General features: G+C 60.6%; 13 protein-coding genes. 4 read left to right on the forward strand and 9 right to left on the reverse strand.

What is annotated here, in order from left to right; genetic code table 11:
• Positions 1–6: 6 nt before the first annotated feature.
• From CH92_RS18655 to glnE, 8 genes are all read right to left on the reverse strand, one after another.
• On the reverse strand, positions 7–1,458 hold the full coding sequence (locus CH92_RS18655; protein WP_423832608.1) for a lipopolysaccharide kinase InaA family protein: 1,452 nt from the start codon (positions 1,456–1,458) through the stop codon (positions 7–9).
• Positions 1,455–2,189 carry a lipopolysaccharide kinase InaA family protein gene (locus tag CH92_RS18660; protein ID WP_025243277.1) on the reverse strand — a complete coding sequence of 245 codons (735 nt, stop codon included), beginning with the start codon at positions 2,187–2,189 and terminating at the stop codon, positions 1,455–1,457. Before CH92_RS18660 ends, CH92_RS18655 begins: the two co-directional genes overlap by 4 nt.
• The gene (gene rfaP, locus CH92_RS18665; protein ID WP_025243278.1) at positions 2,189–2,995 is read right to left on the reverse strand and encodes a lipopolysaccharide core heptose(I) kinase RfaP; all 807 of its coding nucleotides are present in this window, start codon (positions 2,993–2,995) and stop codon (positions 2,189–2,191) included. The genes CH92_RS18660 and rfaP overlap by 1 nt, the downstream gene beginning before the upstream one ends.
• Complete coding sequence (locus CH92_RS18670; RefSeq protein WP_025243279.1) at positions 2,995–4,113, reverse strand: glycosyltransferase family 4 protein; 1,119 nt, start codon at positions 4,111–4,113, stop codon at positions 2,995–2,997. Before CH92_RS18670 ends, rfaP begins: the two co-directional genes overlap by 1 nt.
• Positions 4,113–5,114 (reverse strand): lipopolysaccharide heptosyltransferase I, encoded by a 1,002-nt coding sequence (gene waaC / locus CH92_RS18675; protein WP_025243280.1) that lies wholly within the window; start codon positions 5,112–5,114, stop codon positions 4,113–4,115. Before waaC ends, CH92_RS18670 begins: the two co-directional genes overlap by 1 nt.
• Positions 5,115–6,149, reverse strand: coding sequence for a lipopolysaccharide heptosyltransferase II (waaF, locus tag CH92_RS18680; RefSeq protein WP_025243281.1), 1,035 nt, complete (start codon positions 6,147–6,149; stop codon positions 5,115–5,117).
• 81 nt (positions 6,150–6,230) lie between these two features.
• Complete coding sequence (gene ilvE / locus CH92_RS18685; RefSeq protein WP_025243282.1) at positions 6,231–7,154, reverse strand: branched-chain-amino-acid transaminase; 924 nt, start codon at positions 7,152–7,154, stop codon at positions 6,231–6,233.
• A gap of 45 nt (positions 7,155–7,199) precedes the next feature.
• Positions 7,200–10,145: a bifunctional [glutamate--ammonia ligase]-adenylyl-L-tyrosine phosphorylase/[glutamate--ammonia-ligase] adenylyltransferase gene (gene glnE / locus CH92_RS18690; RefSeq protein WP_025243283.1), complete on the reverse strand. Its 2,946-nt coding sequence runs from the start codon at positions 10,143–10,145 to the stop codon at positions 7,200–7,202.
• A gap of 279 nt (positions 10,146–10,424) precedes the next feature.
• On the opposite strand from glnE, the gene aceE reads away from it, so the two are divergent.
• The gene (aceE, locus tag CH92_RS18695; protein ID WP_025243284.1) at positions 10,425–13,070 is read left to right on the forward strand and encodes a pyruvate dehydrogenase (acetyl-transferring), homodimeric type; all 2,646 of its coding nucleotides are present in this window, start codon (positions 10,425–10,427) and stop codon (positions 13,068–13,070) included.
• A gap of 27 nt (positions 13,071–13,097) precedes the next feature.
• On the forward strand, positions 13,098–15,101 hold the full coding sequence (gene aceF, locus CH92_RS18700; protein WP_025243285.1) for a dihydrolipoyllysine-residue acetyltransferase: 2,004 nt from the start codon (positions 13,098–13,100) through the stop codon (positions 15,099–15,101).
• A gap of 113 nt (positions 15,102–15,214) precedes the next feature.
• Here the strand turns inward: aceF and CH92_RS18705 are convergent, their stop codons facing one another.
• On the reverse strand, positions 15,215–15,742 hold the full coding sequence (locus CH92_RS18705; RefSeq protein ID WP_235206171.1) for a hypothetical protein: 528 nt from the start codon (positions 15,740–15,742) through the stop codon (positions 15,215–15,217).
• Positions 15,743–15,855: 113 nt separating this feature from the next.
• On the opposite strand from CH92_RS18705, the gene CH92_RS18710 reads away from it, so the two are divergent.
• Together CH92_RS18710 and msrA are read left to right on the forward strand one after the other, a co-directional pair.
• The gene (locus CH92_RS18710; RefSeq protein WP_025243287.1) at positions 15,856–18,531 is read left to right on the forward strand and encodes a bifunctional diguanylate cyclase/phosphodiesterase; all 2,676 of its coding nucleotides are present in this window, start codon (positions 15,856–15,858) and stop codon (positions 18,529–18,531) included.
• A gap of 100 nt (positions 18,532–18,631) precedes the next feature.
• On the forward strand, positions 18,632–19,282 hold the full coding sequence (gene msrA, locus CH92_RS18715) for a peptide-methionine (S)-S-oxide reductase MsrA (protein ID WP_025243288.1): 651 nt from the start codon (positions 18,632–18,634) through the stop codon (positions 19,280–19,282).
• Positions 19,283–19,284: the final 2 nt, after the last annotated feature.

The raw sequence follows: 19,284 nt of genomic DNA on the forward strand, positions 1-19,284 counted from the left end.
TGCCTCTTAATCTTCGATGCTGGTGCCGGGCACCGCGGGTAAACGTTGGTCAAGCAGTCGATGCAGGGCGCAGTCGGCCGGCCAGTTGCGCAGAAAACGTGCGCGGTCCTTGGCATAGGCCCGGGCGAAGCTGGTATCGCTGCCATGTTGCTGAACGGCATCGAGATCGATGAGTGCCCAGCGGCTCCGCTCCCAGAAAAGGTTGTGCCCCTTGAGATCGCCATGACTGATGCGCTCGCGAATCAGCGCCGCGAACAATTGGTCCAGCGCGGACAACTCTTCCTCGGGCGGACAGCTATCCAGGTACGGCTGAAAACGCGCGATTATATCTTCACCGGGGAGCAATTCGGTAATCAGCCAAGCGGGGCCACGTAGCCACAACCAGCGGCGCTCGATTACAGCCAGCAAGCGCGGCGTGGCGATCCCCAGAAAATCAAGGCGATTGCCTTCGATCCAGCTATGCCACGCCCGGCTTGGGCGCCAGAAGCGCTTGAGCCAATGCAGCGGATTCTTGATGTTGTAGCGTTTGATCAGCAATGGCCGCCCATCTAGGTCGACCTGCGCTACGGTAGCGGCGCCGCCGGTCTTGAAGAGCCTACCCTTGACGATGAACGCATCCGGGTCGGCAAGCACCGCCTGCAGGCCTGATTCCTCATCGCGCCTCACCACCTGCGCACCGAATGCTCCGATACGCGCGCTGAAGAGACTGCAATCGCGCGCGGCCTTCTTCAGGTAATCGTTTAGACGCCAGGCGCGAGTCTTGCGGATCTCCTTGAGCAACGCCTCCAACGGCAACGCATGCTGGCTATTGGCGAGCAGATAGTGCACCAGCACCTCTTCGATGAACGGCTCAAGCTCCGCCGGCAACTGGGCGAAGAAAACACCAAGGTTTTCCAGCACCCGCTCCCGGGACAACGGGCTTCCGGGCACTTCCGCCTTCACGCCACCGCCGTCAACTACATAGAGCTGATTGCCTGCACGCAGCAGATTGTCGAGGTGTAGATCAGCCTGCCAGATGCCGCGCGCGTGCATATGTGCGATAAGCGCGAGCGCATCCGCGAGTACCTGCTCCTGGGCGGAAGACAGCGGCGTATCCTGCTCGGCTTCCCGCCAAAGGCTCCAGAGACTCCAAGCCCCCTCGAGATAACCGAACGTCAGCCACCCACCCTCTCGCTCAACCCACCCCTCGTCCAGCAGAGTAGCCGTCGGTAGGCCCTGCTCAACCAAGAGCGCAGCACCCTGCCGCTCACGCTGGTAGTGTCGACCAGCCTTATCTCCGACCAGCATCTTGACCAATACCTGACGCCCTTTCCACTCAGCCCGCCCGACATAACGCTGCCCCGGCAAGACACGCAACCACGACTCGATGAGCATTTCGCCCGAAGAGAGATCCAGAACCAGTGGCAGCGACGGATTACGACCGGCTTTTGCCAGCTCGCCGAGCTTCAATCTGTTCATTCACGACCCTCGAAGAACCTCAAGACCGCCCTGACCCTGGCCTTGTCTCGACTATCCAGCTTCCGGTGACCGCTGTATTGCAGATAGAAACGCAAGCGCTGCGTCCGCGTTAGCTGGTACTTGGCAACCTTGTCCAGACAAGCCAGGTCCTTGACGATGCGCCTCTGCAATAGCGGTCCGCGCCAAAAGTCACCAGTGGGACAGTCGATCAGATACAGCCGACGCTGGGGATCGACCAGCAGATTGCGCCACTTGAGGTCATTGTGAACAAACCCGCGGTCATGCATCGTCCGTGCCGAACGTGCCAGTTGCAGGCTGACATCCTGCACCCACCGCCCGTCCCGCAGCCGTACATCGGCAGTGTTGGCTAGCAGGGCTAGATCCTCAGTCTGCGCCAGCTCCTTGGTAATCAGCGCTCCACGCAAAAAAGCACCATTGCGGCGCTCCAGCCCGTACGCCACAATCGGAGCGGTCGGAATGCCCCAGCGACGAAAGAGCATCAGATTCTGCCATTCGGCCTTGACCCGCGGGCGGCCAACCAATCGACGCAACCCTTTGCCCGCCCCGGAGTACCGCTTCACGTAATAGCGCACACCGTTGCGCTCGATGCGGATGACCTCCGACAGGTCGTCCTGAGTCAGCCGCTCGCCTTCGAGCTTGAACACGCACTCCAGACTACCGAAGTCTTCGCTCAGATCGGCATAGGCCGGGTCCAGTGTCCAGCCAGCCATCAGAGCGCATTCCCGTAGCGCAGCTTACGGTCCTGCAGCTTCTCGGCCTTGCTCTCCAGACGCGACAGCAGCGCCGCCTCGTCGCGTAGGATCTGGCGCAGCGGCGCTTGAAAGTAGCTCCGTAGAAACCTCAACTTGTCGCGCTTGGTCAAGCCGATGCCTAACGCCGAGAAATACAAGCCAGCCAGATCCTTGTCGCGCCATCGACGTGGTGTCTGCCGGCGCACCTGCGCGCGATGCAGGTCGATCAGCGACAGGCGGAAATCTTCGGCGGTTACTGGTTTGTCGGTATGCAACAGAAAATGGCAGATATAGCAGTCACGATGATTTACACCGGCGCGATGCATGGTACCGGTCATGCGGGCAACCTCTTCGATCAGCGCACGCTTGAGCCTGGGCTCAGGCGCAATTTGCAGCCAATCAGTGCTGTAGTCTTCGAGGCTGATCGTCGGCGCCAACTCTTCGGTCACGATGAACGAATGCTGGGTAGCGGGATTACCGCCTCGCTCGCCATAGCCCACAGCCGTCATGGTCGGCACACCCACGTCGTGCAGCCGCTGGATGGCGCGCCACTCCTGACCCGCCCCGAGCACCGGTCGCTTGGCAGTACTGAGATTCTTGACGATCTCACCCCAGCCGATGCCACGATGAATCTTGACGAAATAGCCGCGACCCTCGACTTCCGTTCTGAGCGTACGGCGGCCTTCCAGCTCCCGATATACCTGGCCTTGCAATTGTTCGACCGCTTCGAACGGATCACGACCAGCCCAGAGCGTCTTGAAGGGTTCTGCGAGGATAAGTTTCATTAACGCTCCGCCAGAATCACATCGGCTGCCCGCTCGGGCATGCTGTAAAGGTCGGCGCGGTTAGCATAAGCCAGGGCGTTGTATGCCCAGCGACTGCGCTGCCCGTCATCGGCGAGCATCTCGGCCAGCATGCGATCGAGCTGGTTTTGATCGAACGGGCTGGACACCACGCGCCCGCAGTCAGCGTCCGCGATGTAATGGGCGTAACCGCAGACATCGGTGACGAGCACCGGCAAACCGGCGACCAAGGCTTCCAAAAGGACGGTGCCGGTGTTCTCGTTGTAAGCCGGATGGATCAACAGATCGGCCCCGAGCAGAAAACGTGGAACATCGCTGCGCCCCTTGAGAAACTCGATCTGGCTGGATATTCCTAACGTCTTCGCTTGCAGTTGAAAGGGCTTCGGGTCGTCCTGACCGATGACGAACAGGCGCACGCGCCTTTTCAACTGGCGGGGAAGCGAGGCTACCGCCTTAAGGCTGCGGTCGAGGCCCTTGGTCTTGAAGCCGGAGCCGATCTGCACCAGCAACAGCTCTTCGCTGCCCAGTGTGAATTCGTCGCGGAACGCCTGGCGAATCTCAGCGGCATTGCTCGGCGCACGCCGGTCTTGAGCGATGCCCGGAGGAAGCAGATGAAAGCGCGCGGCGGGCGTTGCGTAGTGTTTGACGAACAGCGGCTGCTGGACCTCGGAAATCATCAGAATTTCAGTCTTCGACTGCGGATCGAACACCGCACGTTCGTACTCCGCAAAATGCTTATAGCGCCCCCAGCGACGATAGATCGGGTTGCGCAGGGTCTGTGCCTTGTCTTCGAAACAGGGGTCTGCCGCGTAATACACATCGAGCCCAGGCATTTTATTGAAGCCGATCACGCGGTCTACCGGGCGCTTTGCCAGGTCCGCCTCGACCCAGGCGGTAAAGCGCTCGTTACGGGTGTGGTTGAAGATCGCCTTGACGGGTGCGATCAGCACCTCGAAGCCCTCGGGCACCTCACCTTCCCAGATCATTGCGTAGACCCGAATGACATGTCCGCGACGCTGGCATTCCAGCGCGATGCGCATGAAGTCGCGCTGCAGCCCGCCGAAAGGAAAATACTTGTAAAGGATGAAGGCCAGCTGCATCAGGGTGTCTCCGATGACCGCAACAGGGCCTTGAGTTCGCTGGCGACGCGTTCGGGTGACAGGTCGTCGAAGCAGGGTTTATGCCGATCGCCCTTACCGGCGTTCGGGCCACTGGCGCACAGATGCACTTGCGAACGTCCGTACGCACCGACACGGCCGGGCAGGGTCGGGCCGTAAAGCGAGATACTCGGTATATCCAGTGCCGCGGCCAGATGGCCGAGCCCCGTATCCACCGCCACACAGGCACGCGCACCGGCGACTACCTTGGCGATACCGCCGAGATTCAGCCGGGGCAATACCGATACGCCGCCCAGTCCGCTGGCGATGCGCTCGGCGCGCGCCTTTTCGTCGGCATTGCCCCAAGGAAGACGGATCGCCCAACCGAAGTCGCTCATGCGCTCGGCCAATTGGCGCCAGTAGGGTTCCGGCCAATGTTTGCTCGGCCAGGTAGTGCCATGCAGAAACAATAGATAGGGCTGCTCGTTAGGTGTCGCTAGGAGGCTACGATCCAGCCCGTAATCGGCAATCGTTTCGGGAACCGGATAACCGAGCGATTGCGCGAACAACTGCCGCACTCGCTCGAGGGCATGCTGGTCACGCGGCACGGCGTAGCGGCGATCGTAAAAGCGCGACGCCAGCGGCTCCCGCGCCGAGACCTGATCCAGGCCGGCGACCGAGGCATTGACGTAACGGGTCAGCCAGGCGCTCTTGAGCAGACCTTGCGCATCGATGACCAGGTCATAGTGGGCCTCGCGCAAACGCGCTTTGAAGCGTCGCCACTCACCAGAACGAAGGGTTTGCAGAGGATGCTTTCGCCAACGGCGAATCGCCACGGGAATGACCTGCGCCACCGCAGGATGCCACGCCGGGATCTCGGCGAAGCCCTCCTCCACGACCCAGTCGAACTGAATCCCGGGAAGGACTCGCTGCGCATCGGTCAACGCAGGAAGCGTATGCACGACGTCGCCCAGCGAGGAGGTCTTGATCAGCAGAACCCTCACTCAGCGCACCTCGACCGGCTGCGGAACCAAGCGATCCAGAGCCTCGATGACCAGCGGCGGTTGCAGTTCACGCATGCAATTGTTGTGGCCGAAACGGCAGGTTCGCTCGAAACAAGGGCTGCAATCGAGACCCAGGCGTACGACTTCGACCTGCTCGGACAACGGTGGCGTAAAGGCAGGCGAGGTAGAACCGTAAACTGACACCAGCGAGCGACCGAGCGCCGCCGCGACGTGCATCAGTCCCGAATCGTTGGAGACAACCGCCTCGGCACATGAAAGTAGGTCGATGGCCTCGGCCAGGCTGGTCTCGCCAGCGAGGTTCAGCGCTTCTTCGCGAAGCCCGGGGATCAGCCGCTGCAGAATTTCTTCGCCGACGGCATGATCATTCTTCGAACCAAACAGCCAGACCTGCCATCCCTGACGAATTTTCGCCTCCGCCACCTTGGCGAAGTGCTCGGCTGGCCAGCGTTTGGATTCGCCGAACTCCGCTCCGGGACAGAGCGCCAACACAGGTCGGTCCAACGTCAAACCGAAACGTGCCAACGCGGCATCGCGTGTTTCCTCAACGATGCGCAGTGACGGTTTCGGATACGGCTTGGGCAGCTCGGTGCCGGGCTCATAGGCCAGTGCCATGAAGCGCTCGATCATCAGCGGATAGCGCTGCTTGTCCAGCTTGCGTATGTCATTGAGCAGGCCGAAGCGCATCTCGCCGCGCCACCCCGTACGTTTCGGGATACCGGCAAAGAACGGGACCAGCGCCGACTTTAACGAATTCGGCAACAGGATCGCCTGCTGATATTGGCCACGCAGGCTCTGCGCGATAGTGCGCCGCGTCGCCATATCCAGCACGCCGTGCCCGACCGGAAAGCTCAGCGCCTGACGCACTTCGGGCATACGCTCGAGAATCGGGCGACTCCACTCCGGTGCGAGCACGTCGATCTGGCAATCGGGATGGCGCTGTTTCAGGCAGACGAACAACGTCTGCGCCATCACCATGTCGCCGACCCAGCTGGGACCCACAATCAGAATATTCATAAGCGAGAAGCCATAAGCTTGAAGCTGGAAGCGAACGCCGGAATTATTTCAATTCCGACTGTTGGCTTCCAGCTTCCGGCTTTATTTGACCAGCGTTCGCCACTCGGCGTGCGCATCGGTCTTGCCAGACACCAGATCGAAATAGGCCTTCTGGATGCGCTCGGTGACCGGACCGCGACGACCGACGCCGATATTGCGGCCGTCGACTTCGCGAATCGGGGTGACTTCAGCGGCAGTCCCGGTGAAGAAGGCTTCGTCGGCAATATAGACCTCGTCGCGCGTAATACGCTTCTCCACCACTTTGATGCCGAGCTCATCGGCCAACGTCAACACGGTCCCGCGAGTGATGCCGTTGAGGCAGGCGGTGACTTCCGGGGTGTAGATCACGCCGTCCTTGATGATGAATATATTCTCGCCCGAGCCCTCAGCGACATAGCCTTCCGGATCGAGCATCAGGGCTTCGTCGGCACCGCCAGAAATGGCTTCCTGCAAGGCCAGCATGGAGTTGATATAGGCACCGTTGGATTTTGCGCGGGTCATGCTGATGTTGACGTGGTGCCGGGTGAAGGAGCTGGTGCGCACCTTGATGCCCATTTCCAGCGCCTCATCACCCATGTACGCACCCCAGTGCCAGGCGGCGACGATTACGTGCACTTTCAGACCACTGGCGCGCAGGCCCATGCCTTCGGATCCGTAAAAGACCATCGGGCGAATGTAGGCGCTTTCCAGGTTGTTCTCGCGAACGGCAGCGCGGGTCGCCTCGTTGATCTCGTCCTTCGAGTACGGCATCTTCATGTTCATGATGTGCGCCGAGTCGAACAGGCGATCGGTGTGCGCCTGCAGGCGGAAGATCGCGGTGCCGGCCGGTGTGTCGTAGGCACGCACGCCTTCGAAAACGCCCATGCCGTAATGCAGGGTGTGAGTCAGCACATGGGTGGTCGCGTCGCGCCACTGAACCAGCTCACCGTCATACCAGATCACGCCATCACGATCGGCCATCGACATTGTTGCCACCTCGGAATTCGATAAATGCTGTGTTTGCAGACGAGATCAGCTGAGCCCCAGCTCACGCCAGATGCGCATTATCGCGCGACGCTCGTCATGAAATTGGTCCCCACTCACGACCCCGGGCAGTTTTTGCAGTGATTGCCGGTGAGCCGCGGCGCGGTATGCCTTGTAGGCATCCTGCAGCAGCCGAACCTCATCGCCGGCCATCAACCCGGCCTGCTCCAACCCATCGAGAATGCGGATGTTATCGGTATAGCGCAGCAGTTGCGGATGCTGGTGCGACCACGCCAAAGCCGCGTATTGCACCATAAATTCGATATCCACGATACCACCGGCATCCTGCTTGAGATTGAACTCGCCCTCCGCCTCGAACGCCTTCTCACCCAAGCCCGCCTGCGTCGCACGGGTGCCGAGGTTGTCGCGCATCTTGGCGCGCATCTCGCTGACCTCGCGGCGCAATGGCTCGAGATCACGCGCACGGCCGAGTACCGCCGCGCGTACCGCCTCGAAATCCGCCGTCAGCTGCGGACAGCCGACCAACACGCGAGCACGCACCAATGCCTGGTGTTCCCAGGTCCAGGCTTCCTGGCTCTGGTAGCGATCGAAGGCACTCAGCGAGCTGACCAGCAGCCCGGAAGCACCGGAAGGTCGCAGCCGCATATCGACTTCGTAAAGCTGACCAGAGGTGGTCTGGGTGGTCAGCAGATGAATGATGCGCTGGCCCAGCCGGGTGAAAAACTGGGCGCCATCGATGGGCTTGACGCCATCGGTTTCGGCATTGGGGTCGCCATCATGGATAAACACCAAATCCAGATCGGAACCGTGGCCGAGCTCGATACCACCGACCTTGCCGTAGCCGACAATCACGAACGCCGGATCGCATAGGCTTCCGTCCACTTGCCGCGGCTGACCATGACGCGCCACCGTATGCCGCCAGGCCAGCGCCAGCACTTGCTCGAGGACCGCTTCGGCGAGCCAAGTCAGGTAATCGCTGACCTTCATCAGCGGCAAGGTGCCGGCAATCTCCGACGCAGCGACTCGCAACCGATGCGCCAGTTTGAAATGTCGAAGCGCCTCCATCTGCTGTTCGAGATCGTCTTCGGGAATTCTCGCCAGCCGTTCACGCAGCTCAGCCGCCAGCTCCGGGGCCTGCGGCGGACTGAACAGCCGCCCGGCATTGAGCAGCTCGTCAAGCAGCAACGGGAAACGCGCGATCTGTTCGGCGATCCAGGGGCTGCCGGCGCAGAGCTCCAGCAACCGCTGCAGCGCACCGGGGTTTTCCGTCAGCAAGACCAGATAGGCCGAACGTCGCGCGACGGCTTCGACCAGCGGCAATACCCGCTCGAGCACCAGATCTGGATCATCCTGCTCGACCGCCTGCGCCAGCAAGCGAGGAATGAAGGCATCGAGCCGCTCCCGCCCAAGGCGCTGCATGGTTCGTACCTGACTGCCGCTGCGCAGCGCGGCAAGACGCACGCAGGCTGCCTGGCCATCATGAAAACCCGCATCCGCCAGCTGGCGGCAGGCGAACTCCTCATCCCAATCCTGCTCCCACAAGGGCAGCCATTCGCCTCCGACGAGCGCCTCGCCTTCAGCGTTTTCGTCTTCGTCGGGATCTGCAATCACCTGATGAAAATGCCAGTCGATCCGGCCACGCCAATGCAACAGACGCTCATGGAAGGCTTCCCAGCTGTCGAACCCAAGCATGAAGGCCACGCGGTCACAGTCGATCTGGCTGTCCGGCAACATTTGTGTCTGACGGTCATCGATGGCCTGCAACGCGTGCTCGGTGTAGCGCAGGAACTCATAGCCCTCGCGCAACTCGTCGACGGCCGCCGATGGCAGGTAGCCCTGCCCGGCCAGAGTCGCCAGCACCTTGAGTAACGGCCGCTGCTGCAGGCTCAGGTCGCGCCCGCCGTGAATCAGTTGATACGCCTGCGCGATGAATTCCACCTCGCGGATACCGCCGGAACCCAACTTGATGTTCGCGGCCATGCCTTTGCGCCGGACTTCCTGCTGGATCAGCTGCTTCATGCTGCGTAGCGCGTCGATGGCGGAGAAGTCGAGGTAACGCCGATAGACGAACGGCCGCAGCATATCGAGCAGCTCTTTACCCGCCCCTTGATCACCGGCTACGACCCGCGCCTTGATCATCGCGTAACGCTCCCAGTCGCGGCCCTGATCCTGGTAGTACTGCTCCAGCGCATTGAAGCTCAGCACCAGCGAGCCCGATGAGCCGTAAGGCCGTAAGCGCATGTCCACGCGAAAAACGAAGCCGTCCAGAGTCGGCGCATCCAGCGCCTTGATCAGCCGCTGGCCGAGACGGATGAAGAACTCCTGATTATCCAGTGACCGTTTGGCGCCGACGGTTTCGCCGCCTTCGGGATAACCGAAGATCAGATCGATATCGGAGGACAGATTAAGCTCGCGAGCACCCAGCTTGCCCATACCGAGGATGACCATGTGCTGCGCGTCACCGCTGCGCCGGCCGGTGGGTACGCCGAACTGCTCGCAGTGGCGCGCATAAAGCCACTGGTAGGCAAGGTCGATACAGGCGTCGGCCATGTCGGACAAATCGCCGCACGTCTCGGCCAGATCCGCTTGACGCGTCAGATCGCGCCAGATGATCCTCACCTGCTGCCGATTGCGAAACCGCCGTAACTGGCGAGCCAGACCGTCATCATCGGTGCACTCGTTGAGCATCTCGGCGAGTGCCGTGCGCATCTCCGTGTTGCGCAACGATCGCTCCAACAGCCCGGACTCGGCCAACTGGAGCAGCATCTCGGGATCTCGGCTAACCTGTTCGCTGACGAAGTCACTGGCTGCACATACCCGGCCGAATGCTTCGCGACGCGCCGACGGCCAAGCGGTAAATTGCTGTTCCGCCTGCGCCGATGAGTCGCGTACCGTACCGAGGAACGTCTCCTCGGCTCGGGTGACCAAAGATTGGAACGACGTCGGTAATGCAATCAATAAGGGCAGACTCATAAAAAGTTCCTTAATGCCTTGACTGACTACTGCGCAAGCGGGAGCACCCGTGCTAGAGCAGTTTATGCCGGAACCAGCGAATCAGGCCGAACCGCTGAGATTGTAGTTTTACTACGAAAAAATGTAGCGGGGGGCTGAATCAACGGCTGTTTTGTAGTAAAACTACAGAGCCCGGCTCTACCCCCGGCCAAACATCCAAGAACATATACGCACCGGCCCACAAAGCCGGCCGCGAAGCAGGCAACCGATTCTGGAAGCCTTTCCGCCCTGGAGCAAGCCATGCAAGATCTCGATCCCGTCGAAACCCAGGAATGGCTGGACGCCCTCGAGTCAGTACTCGACCGCGAAGGTGAAGACCGCGCCCACTATCTGATGACCCGGATGGGGGAACTGGCCACCCGTAGCGGCACGCCACTTCCTTACGGCATCACCACGCCGTACCGCAACACCATTCCTGTCACCCGCGAAGCGAAGATGCCCGGCGATTTGTTCATGGAGCGACGCATTCGCTCCCTGGTCCGCTGGAACGCGCTGGCGATGGTGATGCGCGCGAACATGAAGGACCCGGATCTGGGTGGACACATTTCCACCTTCGCCTCCAGCGCGACGCTTTATGACATCGGCTTCAACTACTTCTTCCAGGCTCCTACCGAGGAGCATGGCGGCGACCTGATCTACTATCAGGGCCACGCCTCGCCGGGGATTTACTCGCGTGCGTTCCTTGAAGGTCGACTGACGGAAGATCAGATGCTCAATTTCCGCCAGGAAGTCGATGGCAAGGGGCTTTCGAGCTACCCGCACCCGCACCTGATGCCGGACTTCTGGCAGTTCCCGACCGTCTCCATGGGCCTGGGTCCAATCACGGCGATCTACCAGGCACGCTTCATGAAGTACCTGGAAAACCGCGGTTTCATCCCCAAAGGCAAGCAGCGCGTATGGTGCTTCATCGGTGACGGTGAGTGCGACGAGCCGGAAACCCTTGGCGCCATCTCCCTGGCCGGCCGCGAGAATCTCGATAACCTGGTGTTCGTCATCAACTGCAACCTGCAGCGCCTGGACGGCCCGGTACGCGGCAACAGCAAGATCATCCAGGAACTGGAAGGCGTGTTCAAAGGCGCCAACTGGAACGTCAACAAGGTCATCTGGGGCCGCATGTGGGACCCGCTGTTCGCAATGGACGACGACGGTCGCATGCAGCGTCGCATGGACGAGGCGATCGACGGCGAATACCAGAACTACAAGGCCAAAGACGGCGCCTACGTGCGCAAGCATTTCTTCGGCGCCGATCCGGAGCTGCTCAAGCGCGTCGAGAAGCTGTCCGACGAGGAAGTCTGGAAGCTCAACCGGGGCGGTCACGACCCCTACAAGGTCTATGCGGCCTACCACCAGGCGGTCAACCACAAGGGCCAGCCAACGGTCATTCTGGCCAAGACGATCAAGGGCTACGGCACCGGTGCCGGTGAGGCGAAGAACATCGCCCACAACACCAAGAAAGTCGATATCGACAGCCTGAAGAAATTCCGCGATCGCTTCGACATCCCGGTCAACGACTCGCAGCTCGAGGAGCTGCCGTTCTACCGTCCGGCCGAAGACAGCGCGGAAATGAAGTACCTGCGCAAGTGCCGTGAGAAGCTCGGCGGTCATCTGCCGCAGCGCCGGCCGAAGAGTTTCAGCATCCCGACGCCGCCACTGGAAACACTCAAGGCGGTACTTGACGGCTCCGGCGACCGCGAAATTTCCACCACCATGGCCTTTGGCCGGATTCTTTCGCAGCTGGTCAAGGACAAGGACCTGGGCAAACGCATCGTGCCAATTCTGGCCGACGAGGCGCGCACCTTCGGCATGGAAGGCATGTTCCGCCAGCTGGGCATCTACTCCCCGGTGGGGCAGCTGTACGAGCCGGTCGACCGCGACCAAGTGATGTACTACCGCGAAGAAAAAGACGGCCAGATCCTGCAGGAAGGCCTCAACGAAGCTGGCGCCTTCTCCTCGTTCATCGCGGCGGGCACCGCCTACAGCAACTACAACCAACCAATGCTGCCGGTCTACATCTTCTACTCGATGTTTGGCTTCCAGCGTATCGGCGACTTGGCCTGGGCCGCCGGTGATGCGCAGACTCGCGGCTTCCTGTTGGGCGGTACTGCCGGACGCACCACGCTGAACGGTGAAGGCCTGCAGCACGAGGACGGTCACAGCCACATCCTCGCCAGCACCATCCCCAACTGCCGCAGCTATGACCCCACTTACGGCTACGAGCTGGCAGTGATCATGCATCACGGCATGCACGAGATGATGGAGTTGCAGAAGAGCGTCTACTACTACATCACCGTGATGAACGAAAACTACCAGCAGCCGGCCATGCCGCAGGGCGTCGAAGACGGCATCCTCAAGGGCATGTACCTGCTCGAGGAAGCCAAGGGCGACTTCAAGCATCGCGTTCAGCTGCTGGGCTGCGGCACCATTCTGCGCGAAGTGCGCGCCGCAGTGGATATCCTCGCCAAGATGGGCGTAGGCGCCGACGTCTGGAGCGTGACCAGCTTCAACGAACTGCGCCGCGACGGCCTGGCCGTGGATCGCTGGAATCGCCTGCACCCGACCGAAGAGCCGCGCAAGACGTACGTCGAGCAGTGCCTGGAAGGCCGCGAAGGCCCGGTTGTAGCCTCGACCGACTATATGAAGCTGTTCGCTGACCAGATTCGTCAGTGGGTTCCTTCACGCGAATACCAAGTGCTGGGTACTGATGGCTTCGGCCGCAGCGACTCGCGCGCCAAGCTGCGCGACTTCTTCGAAGTAGACCGTCGCTGGGTCGCAGTCGCTGCACTGCAGGCACTCGCCGATCGCGGGGCCATCGAACGCAAGGCCGTGGCCAAGGCCATCACCGAGTTCGGTATTGACCCCGAGAAGCGCAATCCGCTGGATTGCTGATGCTGCGTGCGCACAGGAGAACCTATTGTGAGTGAAACCATACGCGTACCCGACATCGGCAGCGGTGAGGGTGAAGTAATCGAGTTGTTCGTCAAGGTCGGCGACCGCATCGAAGCCGACCAGAGCATCCTGACGCTCGAGTCCGACAAGGCCAGCATGGAGATTCCTGCGCCCAAGGCGGGCGTTGTGAAAAGCCTGAAGGTCAAGCTGGGCGACCGCCTGAAAGAAGGTGATGAGCTGCTGGAGCTTGAAAGCGAAGAAGCACAGGCCAGCGAGGCGCCAGCGCAAGCCGCTGCCGAGCCCGCCGGTGCGAGCAGTGGCGGTCCGGCTGATGAAGCTGAAGAACCAACCCCTCCGGGGGACGACAACCCGTCCGCCTCGGCTGAGGAAGGCGAGTCGCAGGAAATCAAGGTGCCGGATATCGGCTCTTCCGGCAAAGCCAGCGTCATCGAAATCTCGGTCAAGGTTGGCGATACCATCGCCGCCGAGCAGCCGCTGATCACGCTCGAATCCGACAAGGCCAGCATGGAGATCCCCTCTTCTGCCGCCGGCGTGGTCGAGAGCATTTCGGTCAAGGTGGGCGACGAAGTCGGCACGGGCGATCTGATCCTGATCCTCAAAGGCGCAGCAGCAAGCAAGCCGGCAACGGCCAGTAGTGCACCGCAAAGCCAGCCTCAGGAAAAGCTCACCGAGCAGGCCGCTGAAGCACCTGCCGAAGCCGCTGGCGAATCCGTTGAAGAGGTTCGTATCCCGGATATCGGCTCCAGCGGCAGCGCAAACGTTATCGAGGTCATGGTCAAGGCTGGCGATACCGTAGAGGCGGATCAGTCGCTGATCACCCTCGAATCCGACAAGGCCAGCATGGAAATCCCGGCACCCAAGGCTGGAGTCGTGGAATCGCTGTCGATCAAGGTAGGCGACGAAGCCAAGACCGGCGACCTGATCCTGACCTTGAAGGTCGCAGGCGCAGCCCCGGCGAGAAAAACCGAGCCGAAGCCGCAGCAGGAAGCAGCGCCTCAGCAACAGGCCGTGGCACCGAACAAGCAAGGCGTGCCGGAAGCTAAAGCGTCCGCAACGCCAGCCCCGGCTGTGACTGGACCGAGCAAGGCAGGCACCAAGGTGCACGCCGGCCCTGCGGTTCGCATGACTGCACGCGAGTTCGGTGTCGAGCTGGCTGATGTTCAGGGCACCGGTCCGAAAGGGCGGATTCTCAAGGAAGATGTCCAGGCCTACGTCAAGGGCATGATGAACAAGGCCAAACAAGCGACGGCCGCGGCGGGCGCGATAGGTGGCGCAGGCATCCCGCCGGTCCCGGAAGTCGATTTCAGCAAGTTTGGCGAAGTCGAAGAAGTGCCGATGACGCGCCTGATGCAGGTGGGCGCCGCCAACCTGCATCGCAGCTGGCTGAACGTGCCACACGTGACTCAGTTCGAGTCCTCAGATATTACTGAGCTGGAAGCCTTCCGCGTATCGCAGAAAGCAGTTGCCGAGAAGGCTGGCGTCAAGCTGACCGTCTTGCCACTGCTGCTCAAGGCCTGTGCACATCTGCTCAAGGAACTGCCGGAATTCAATGCCTCGCTCGCCCCAAGCGGCAAGGCCGTGATCCGCAAGAAGTACGTCCATATCGGCTTCGCCGTGGATACCCCGGACGGCTTGTTGGTACCGGTGATCAAGAACGTCGACCAGAAGAGTCTGCTGCAACTGGCGGGCGAAGCCGCGGAGCTGGCCGAGAAGGCCCGCACCAAGAAGCTTTCGCCGGACGCCATGCAGGGCGCCTGCTTCACCATATCCAGCCTCGGCCACATTGGCGGCACCGGCTTCACGCCGATCGTCAACGCGCCGGAAGTGGCGATTCTGGGTGTCTCCAAGGCGACCATGCAGCCGGTTTGGGATGGCAAGGCCTTCCAACCTCGCCTGATGTTGCCGCTGTCGCTGTCCTACGACCACCGCGTCATCAACGGCGCGGCAGCCGCGCGCTTCACCAAGCGTCTTTCCGAGCTGTTGGCGGATATCCGTACGATGCTGTTGTGATCGTTTGATGCTGAATAGCCCCGCCGCCCGGGGCTATTCGTTTCAGCCCCAAGCCCCAAGCCCCAAGCCCCAAAGCTGGGGCTTTTTAGTTCAGTGTGGCGGCGAGCAGCTGCCTAGCCTTTCTGCAAATTGCGAAACAGAAAGGACAATGCCTTGGCCAGTTCTTCGGCCCCCTTGGCATCACGCAGTATGGTCAACCAGGGTTCGCCGCCGCCCGGGCTGGTGAACGAGCAAACGATGCCTTCTGGCGGGCATTGATACTGCAAATAGGGATCCATACCAAAAACCGAGAGGCTGCGGTTACGCACGGCAATATTGCCAGACGCATCGCGCTGCTCTTCGCGGATACGCAGTTCTCCAGACGCCCCCAGGCTCAAGCGGTAACTCAGGTCCCGCCGATTGGCTTGTCCGACCTGATAGGCCGCTTTCAAAGCATGGGTTTCCAGCAAGGCGTTACTGTGTGCGAGCAGGGCTTTTCGCTCATCGGAGGTAAGATAGAGCGCCTTCAACTCCGCCAGATAGTTCGCCGACTCCTCGGAGGCCAAAGTGCCCGTTTCAGCGGCCTGCAGCGGTACGCTGGCACCCAGAAAAAACGAGATCAACAGTAACTTCGAAAGCAGGCTTGTCAGTCCCTGTCGCATGATGCACCCTTGCTGTAGCTTAATATTATTTAGCCATCGTTTCGCACAGGAAAACGCCGTGATTTGCGGCTAGCGAGGCGATTCCCCGCAGCATACTGGAAGCAAACCGCTCGATGAAAATACATACCGATGCCGCCAGCCGTTTGGCGACCGAGGTTGTGACGCAGTTGCCAGTGCCTTCCAGGCTCGGGATGCTGCGTTTCGAACGGTTGAATGAATCCAGCTGGGCATTGCTTTACCTGGACCCCGCGTGTGAGCGCCATTTTGGTCTGCCGGCCCACGAACTGTGCTCACTGATAGATTCCCCCTACGCCAGCCTGATGGAGCCAGCAGTGCGTCTGCGAACGCACGATATCGTCCAGGCCCAACTGGCCACTCAGGGCCATTACTCCATCCGCTATTGCCTGCATTCGGCTAACGGCTTGCTGGATTTACTGGAGATCGGCGAACTCTGCCAGCAGTATGGCCGCGAGTTACTACGGGGCTACCTGATCGTCGAACCGCGTTCAACTGACACGGTACCTCTACAGGGATTGCCCGAGGCGGCACCCAATCTTTCAGCGGATATTTACCAGCAAACCGCCGATGTGCATCTCGAACACCTGATTCGTTCACGGGCGCAGCAGAGCCTGATCGTGCGCCTGGCCCGGCACCGTTATAGCTCAGCCGATCCACAACTTGAAGCTGCACAGCTGATTACTCAGGCCGCCTGCGAAGCCTATGGTATCGCGCGCGCGGCGATCTGGCACCTGAACGGCAACCAGCTTGAAGCCGTTGCCGCTTACCGGCGTGACAACGACAGCCAGGAATACCCGTCAGCGCTGGATATATCTGCCTGCCCTCGTTACCTGGAAGCACTGCATGGCGGCCGCGCCATCGACGTGACCAACGTCCGGGAAGACCCTCGCACCCAGGAACTGATCGACAGCTTTTTCAAACCGCGGGGAATCGCCTCCATTTTGGACGCAACCATTCGAGTAGGCGGGGAAGTGATTGGCGTGCTCTGCCTGGAGCACTCCGGTAGCACACGCGTCTGGCATGCCGATGAAGTGGCCTTCGCGGGTGAATTGGCGGATCAGTACGCACAGGTGTTGGCCAATCAGCAACGACTCAGCGCCACGCATACCCTGCACCTGTTCCAGCGCGCAGTGGAGCAGAGCGCAAGCGCGTTCATACTGGTCGACAAGAACGGCGTCGTCGATTACGTCAATCCGAGCTTTACCGCCATCACGCAGTTTTCCGCCGATGAGGTCCGTGGACGCCGTCTCGCAGAGCTGACTACGCTGGAAAACCTCAGCGAGCTGCTTTTCGACACCTCATCCAGCCTGGCTAAAAACAATAGCTGGCAGGGCGAGTTTCGCAGTCGACGCAAGAATCTCGAGCCATACTGGGGTCAACTGTCGATCTCCAAGGTATACGGCGAGAACGGCGAACTGACACATTACATTGGCATCTACGAAGACATCACTCATAGCAAGGTGGCGCAACAACACATCGAGCGCCTGGCCTACACCGACAACCTGACCAGCCTCGGCAATCGACCATTCTTTATCCGCAGCATCGAGGAGCGCTTCGCCAACGACAAGCAGCCACAACTGTGCCTGCTGCTGGTGGACATCGACAACTTCAAGCGGATCAACGACAGCCTGGGCCATCAAACCGGCGATAAGTTGCTGGCCAGCCTCGCCCGGCGTCTGCGCAACAGCCTCAACCGGGACAGTGTTCTGGCGCGCTTCGCCAGCAATGAGTTTGCCCTTCTCCTCGACGACATGGACCTGGAGGAAGGCCAGCATCTGGCAAATCAGGTGTTGCGCATCCTGGACAAGCCCTTGTTTGTCGACAAGCAACTGATCAGTGTCAGCGCCTCGCTGGGTCTTGCCTGCTCACCACTGCACGGTCGCGACCCGGAAACGCTGATGAAGCACGCAGGCCAGGCCCTGCACAAGGCCAAGGCCAACGGCAAGAATCAGGTTCAGGTGTTCACCGAAGCCTTACACGCCGAAGCCAACTACAAGCTCTTCGTGGAAAACAACCTGCGCCGCGCACTGGTGCAAAACGAACTAGAAGTCTTCTACCAACCCAAGCTCTGCCTGCGTAGCGGTCGACTGCAGGGGCTGGAAGCATTGCTGCGCTGGAATCACCCCGAAAAAGGCATGATCCGGCCCGATCAGTTCATCAGTGTTGCCGAAGAAACCGGATTGATCATCCCCATCGGCAAATGGGTGGCCCGCGAGGCGTGCCGGATGGGCCTACAGCTTGCTGCGCTGGGTATCGGCTCGCCGCAGATCGCGATCAATCTTTCACCGAAGCAATTTTCAGACCCCGAACTGGTCGGCTCGATCGCCACCATTCTGTCCGAAGAAGGGTTGCGGCCAGGCTGTTTGGAGCTAGAGCTGACTGAGAGTCTGCTGCTCGAAGCCACTGAGGAGACGCGCCAGCAGTTGATCGGCCTGAAAGCCCTCGGGGTGACATTGGCGATGGATGACTTCGGCACCGGCTACTCGTCGCTGAGTTACCTGAAGAAATTCCCCATCGATGTGATCAAGATCGACCGGAGCTTCATCAAGGACATCCCAGGCAACCAGGACGACATCGAAATCACCTCCGCCGTGATCGCCATGGCCCGCAACCTTAACCTGAAGGTAGTCGCCGAAGGCATCGAGACGCCTGAACAACTGGCCTTTCTGCGTCATCAGCGCTGCGATATCGGCCAGGGCTATTTGTTTGACAAGCCCATCCCCGGCAACCAACTCCTCGTTTCACTGCGCCGTTATCCGCACTGGCTGTAAACCGTTCGTCCGTGTAGGGCCTGAGGAACCACGCGTTGGTTTTGCGCGCCGAGTAGCCTAGGCTACCAGCAGCCCCATCTACTCAGGTTTGAGGACTACCATGACCCTCCGTTCGCAAATTCTCGTTCACAAACAGGCTCTCCCCGACGCTGAGCAAGCCCTCCCTGGGCGCGCCACGGCAGTTCCTGTTCCCGCCGCGCACTTCGTCAACGGCAATTCACTGCAACCCCCCTTTCCGGCTCACCTGCAGCAGGCAATATTCGCCATGGGTTGTTTCTGGGGCGCAGAACGGCGGTTCTGGGAACAGCCCGGTGTCTGGAGCACGGCTGTAGGTTATACCGGCGGCCACACGCCGAACCCCACCTACGAGGAAGTCTGCTCCGGCCTGACCGGGCATACAGAGGCCGTGCTGGTGATATTCGACCCGCAAAAGATCACCTATGACGCGCTCCTGAAACTGTTCTGGGAGTCTCACAACCCGACGCAGGGCATGCGCCAGGGAAACGACACGGGCACCCAGTATCGGTCAGCGATCTATTGTCTGGATGATGCGCAATGTGCACAGGCCCGCAACAGTAAGGCGCGTTTTCAAGCCGAGTTGGACAAGCAAGGGTTGGGACCAATCACCACGGAGATCGGTGAGATGCCGCCGTTCTATTATGCCGAGGCCTATCACCAACAATACTTGGCGAAGAACCCGGGTGGCTATTGTGGGCTCGGCGGCACTGGGGTATGCATGCCAGCCGTCTAGAT

The sequence above is a fragment of the Stutzerimonas stutzeri genome (assembly GCF_000590475.1).
GTDB lineage: Bacteria > Pseudomonadota > Gammaproteobacteria > Pseudomonadales > Pseudomonadaceae > Stutzerimonas > Stutzerimonas stutzeri_D.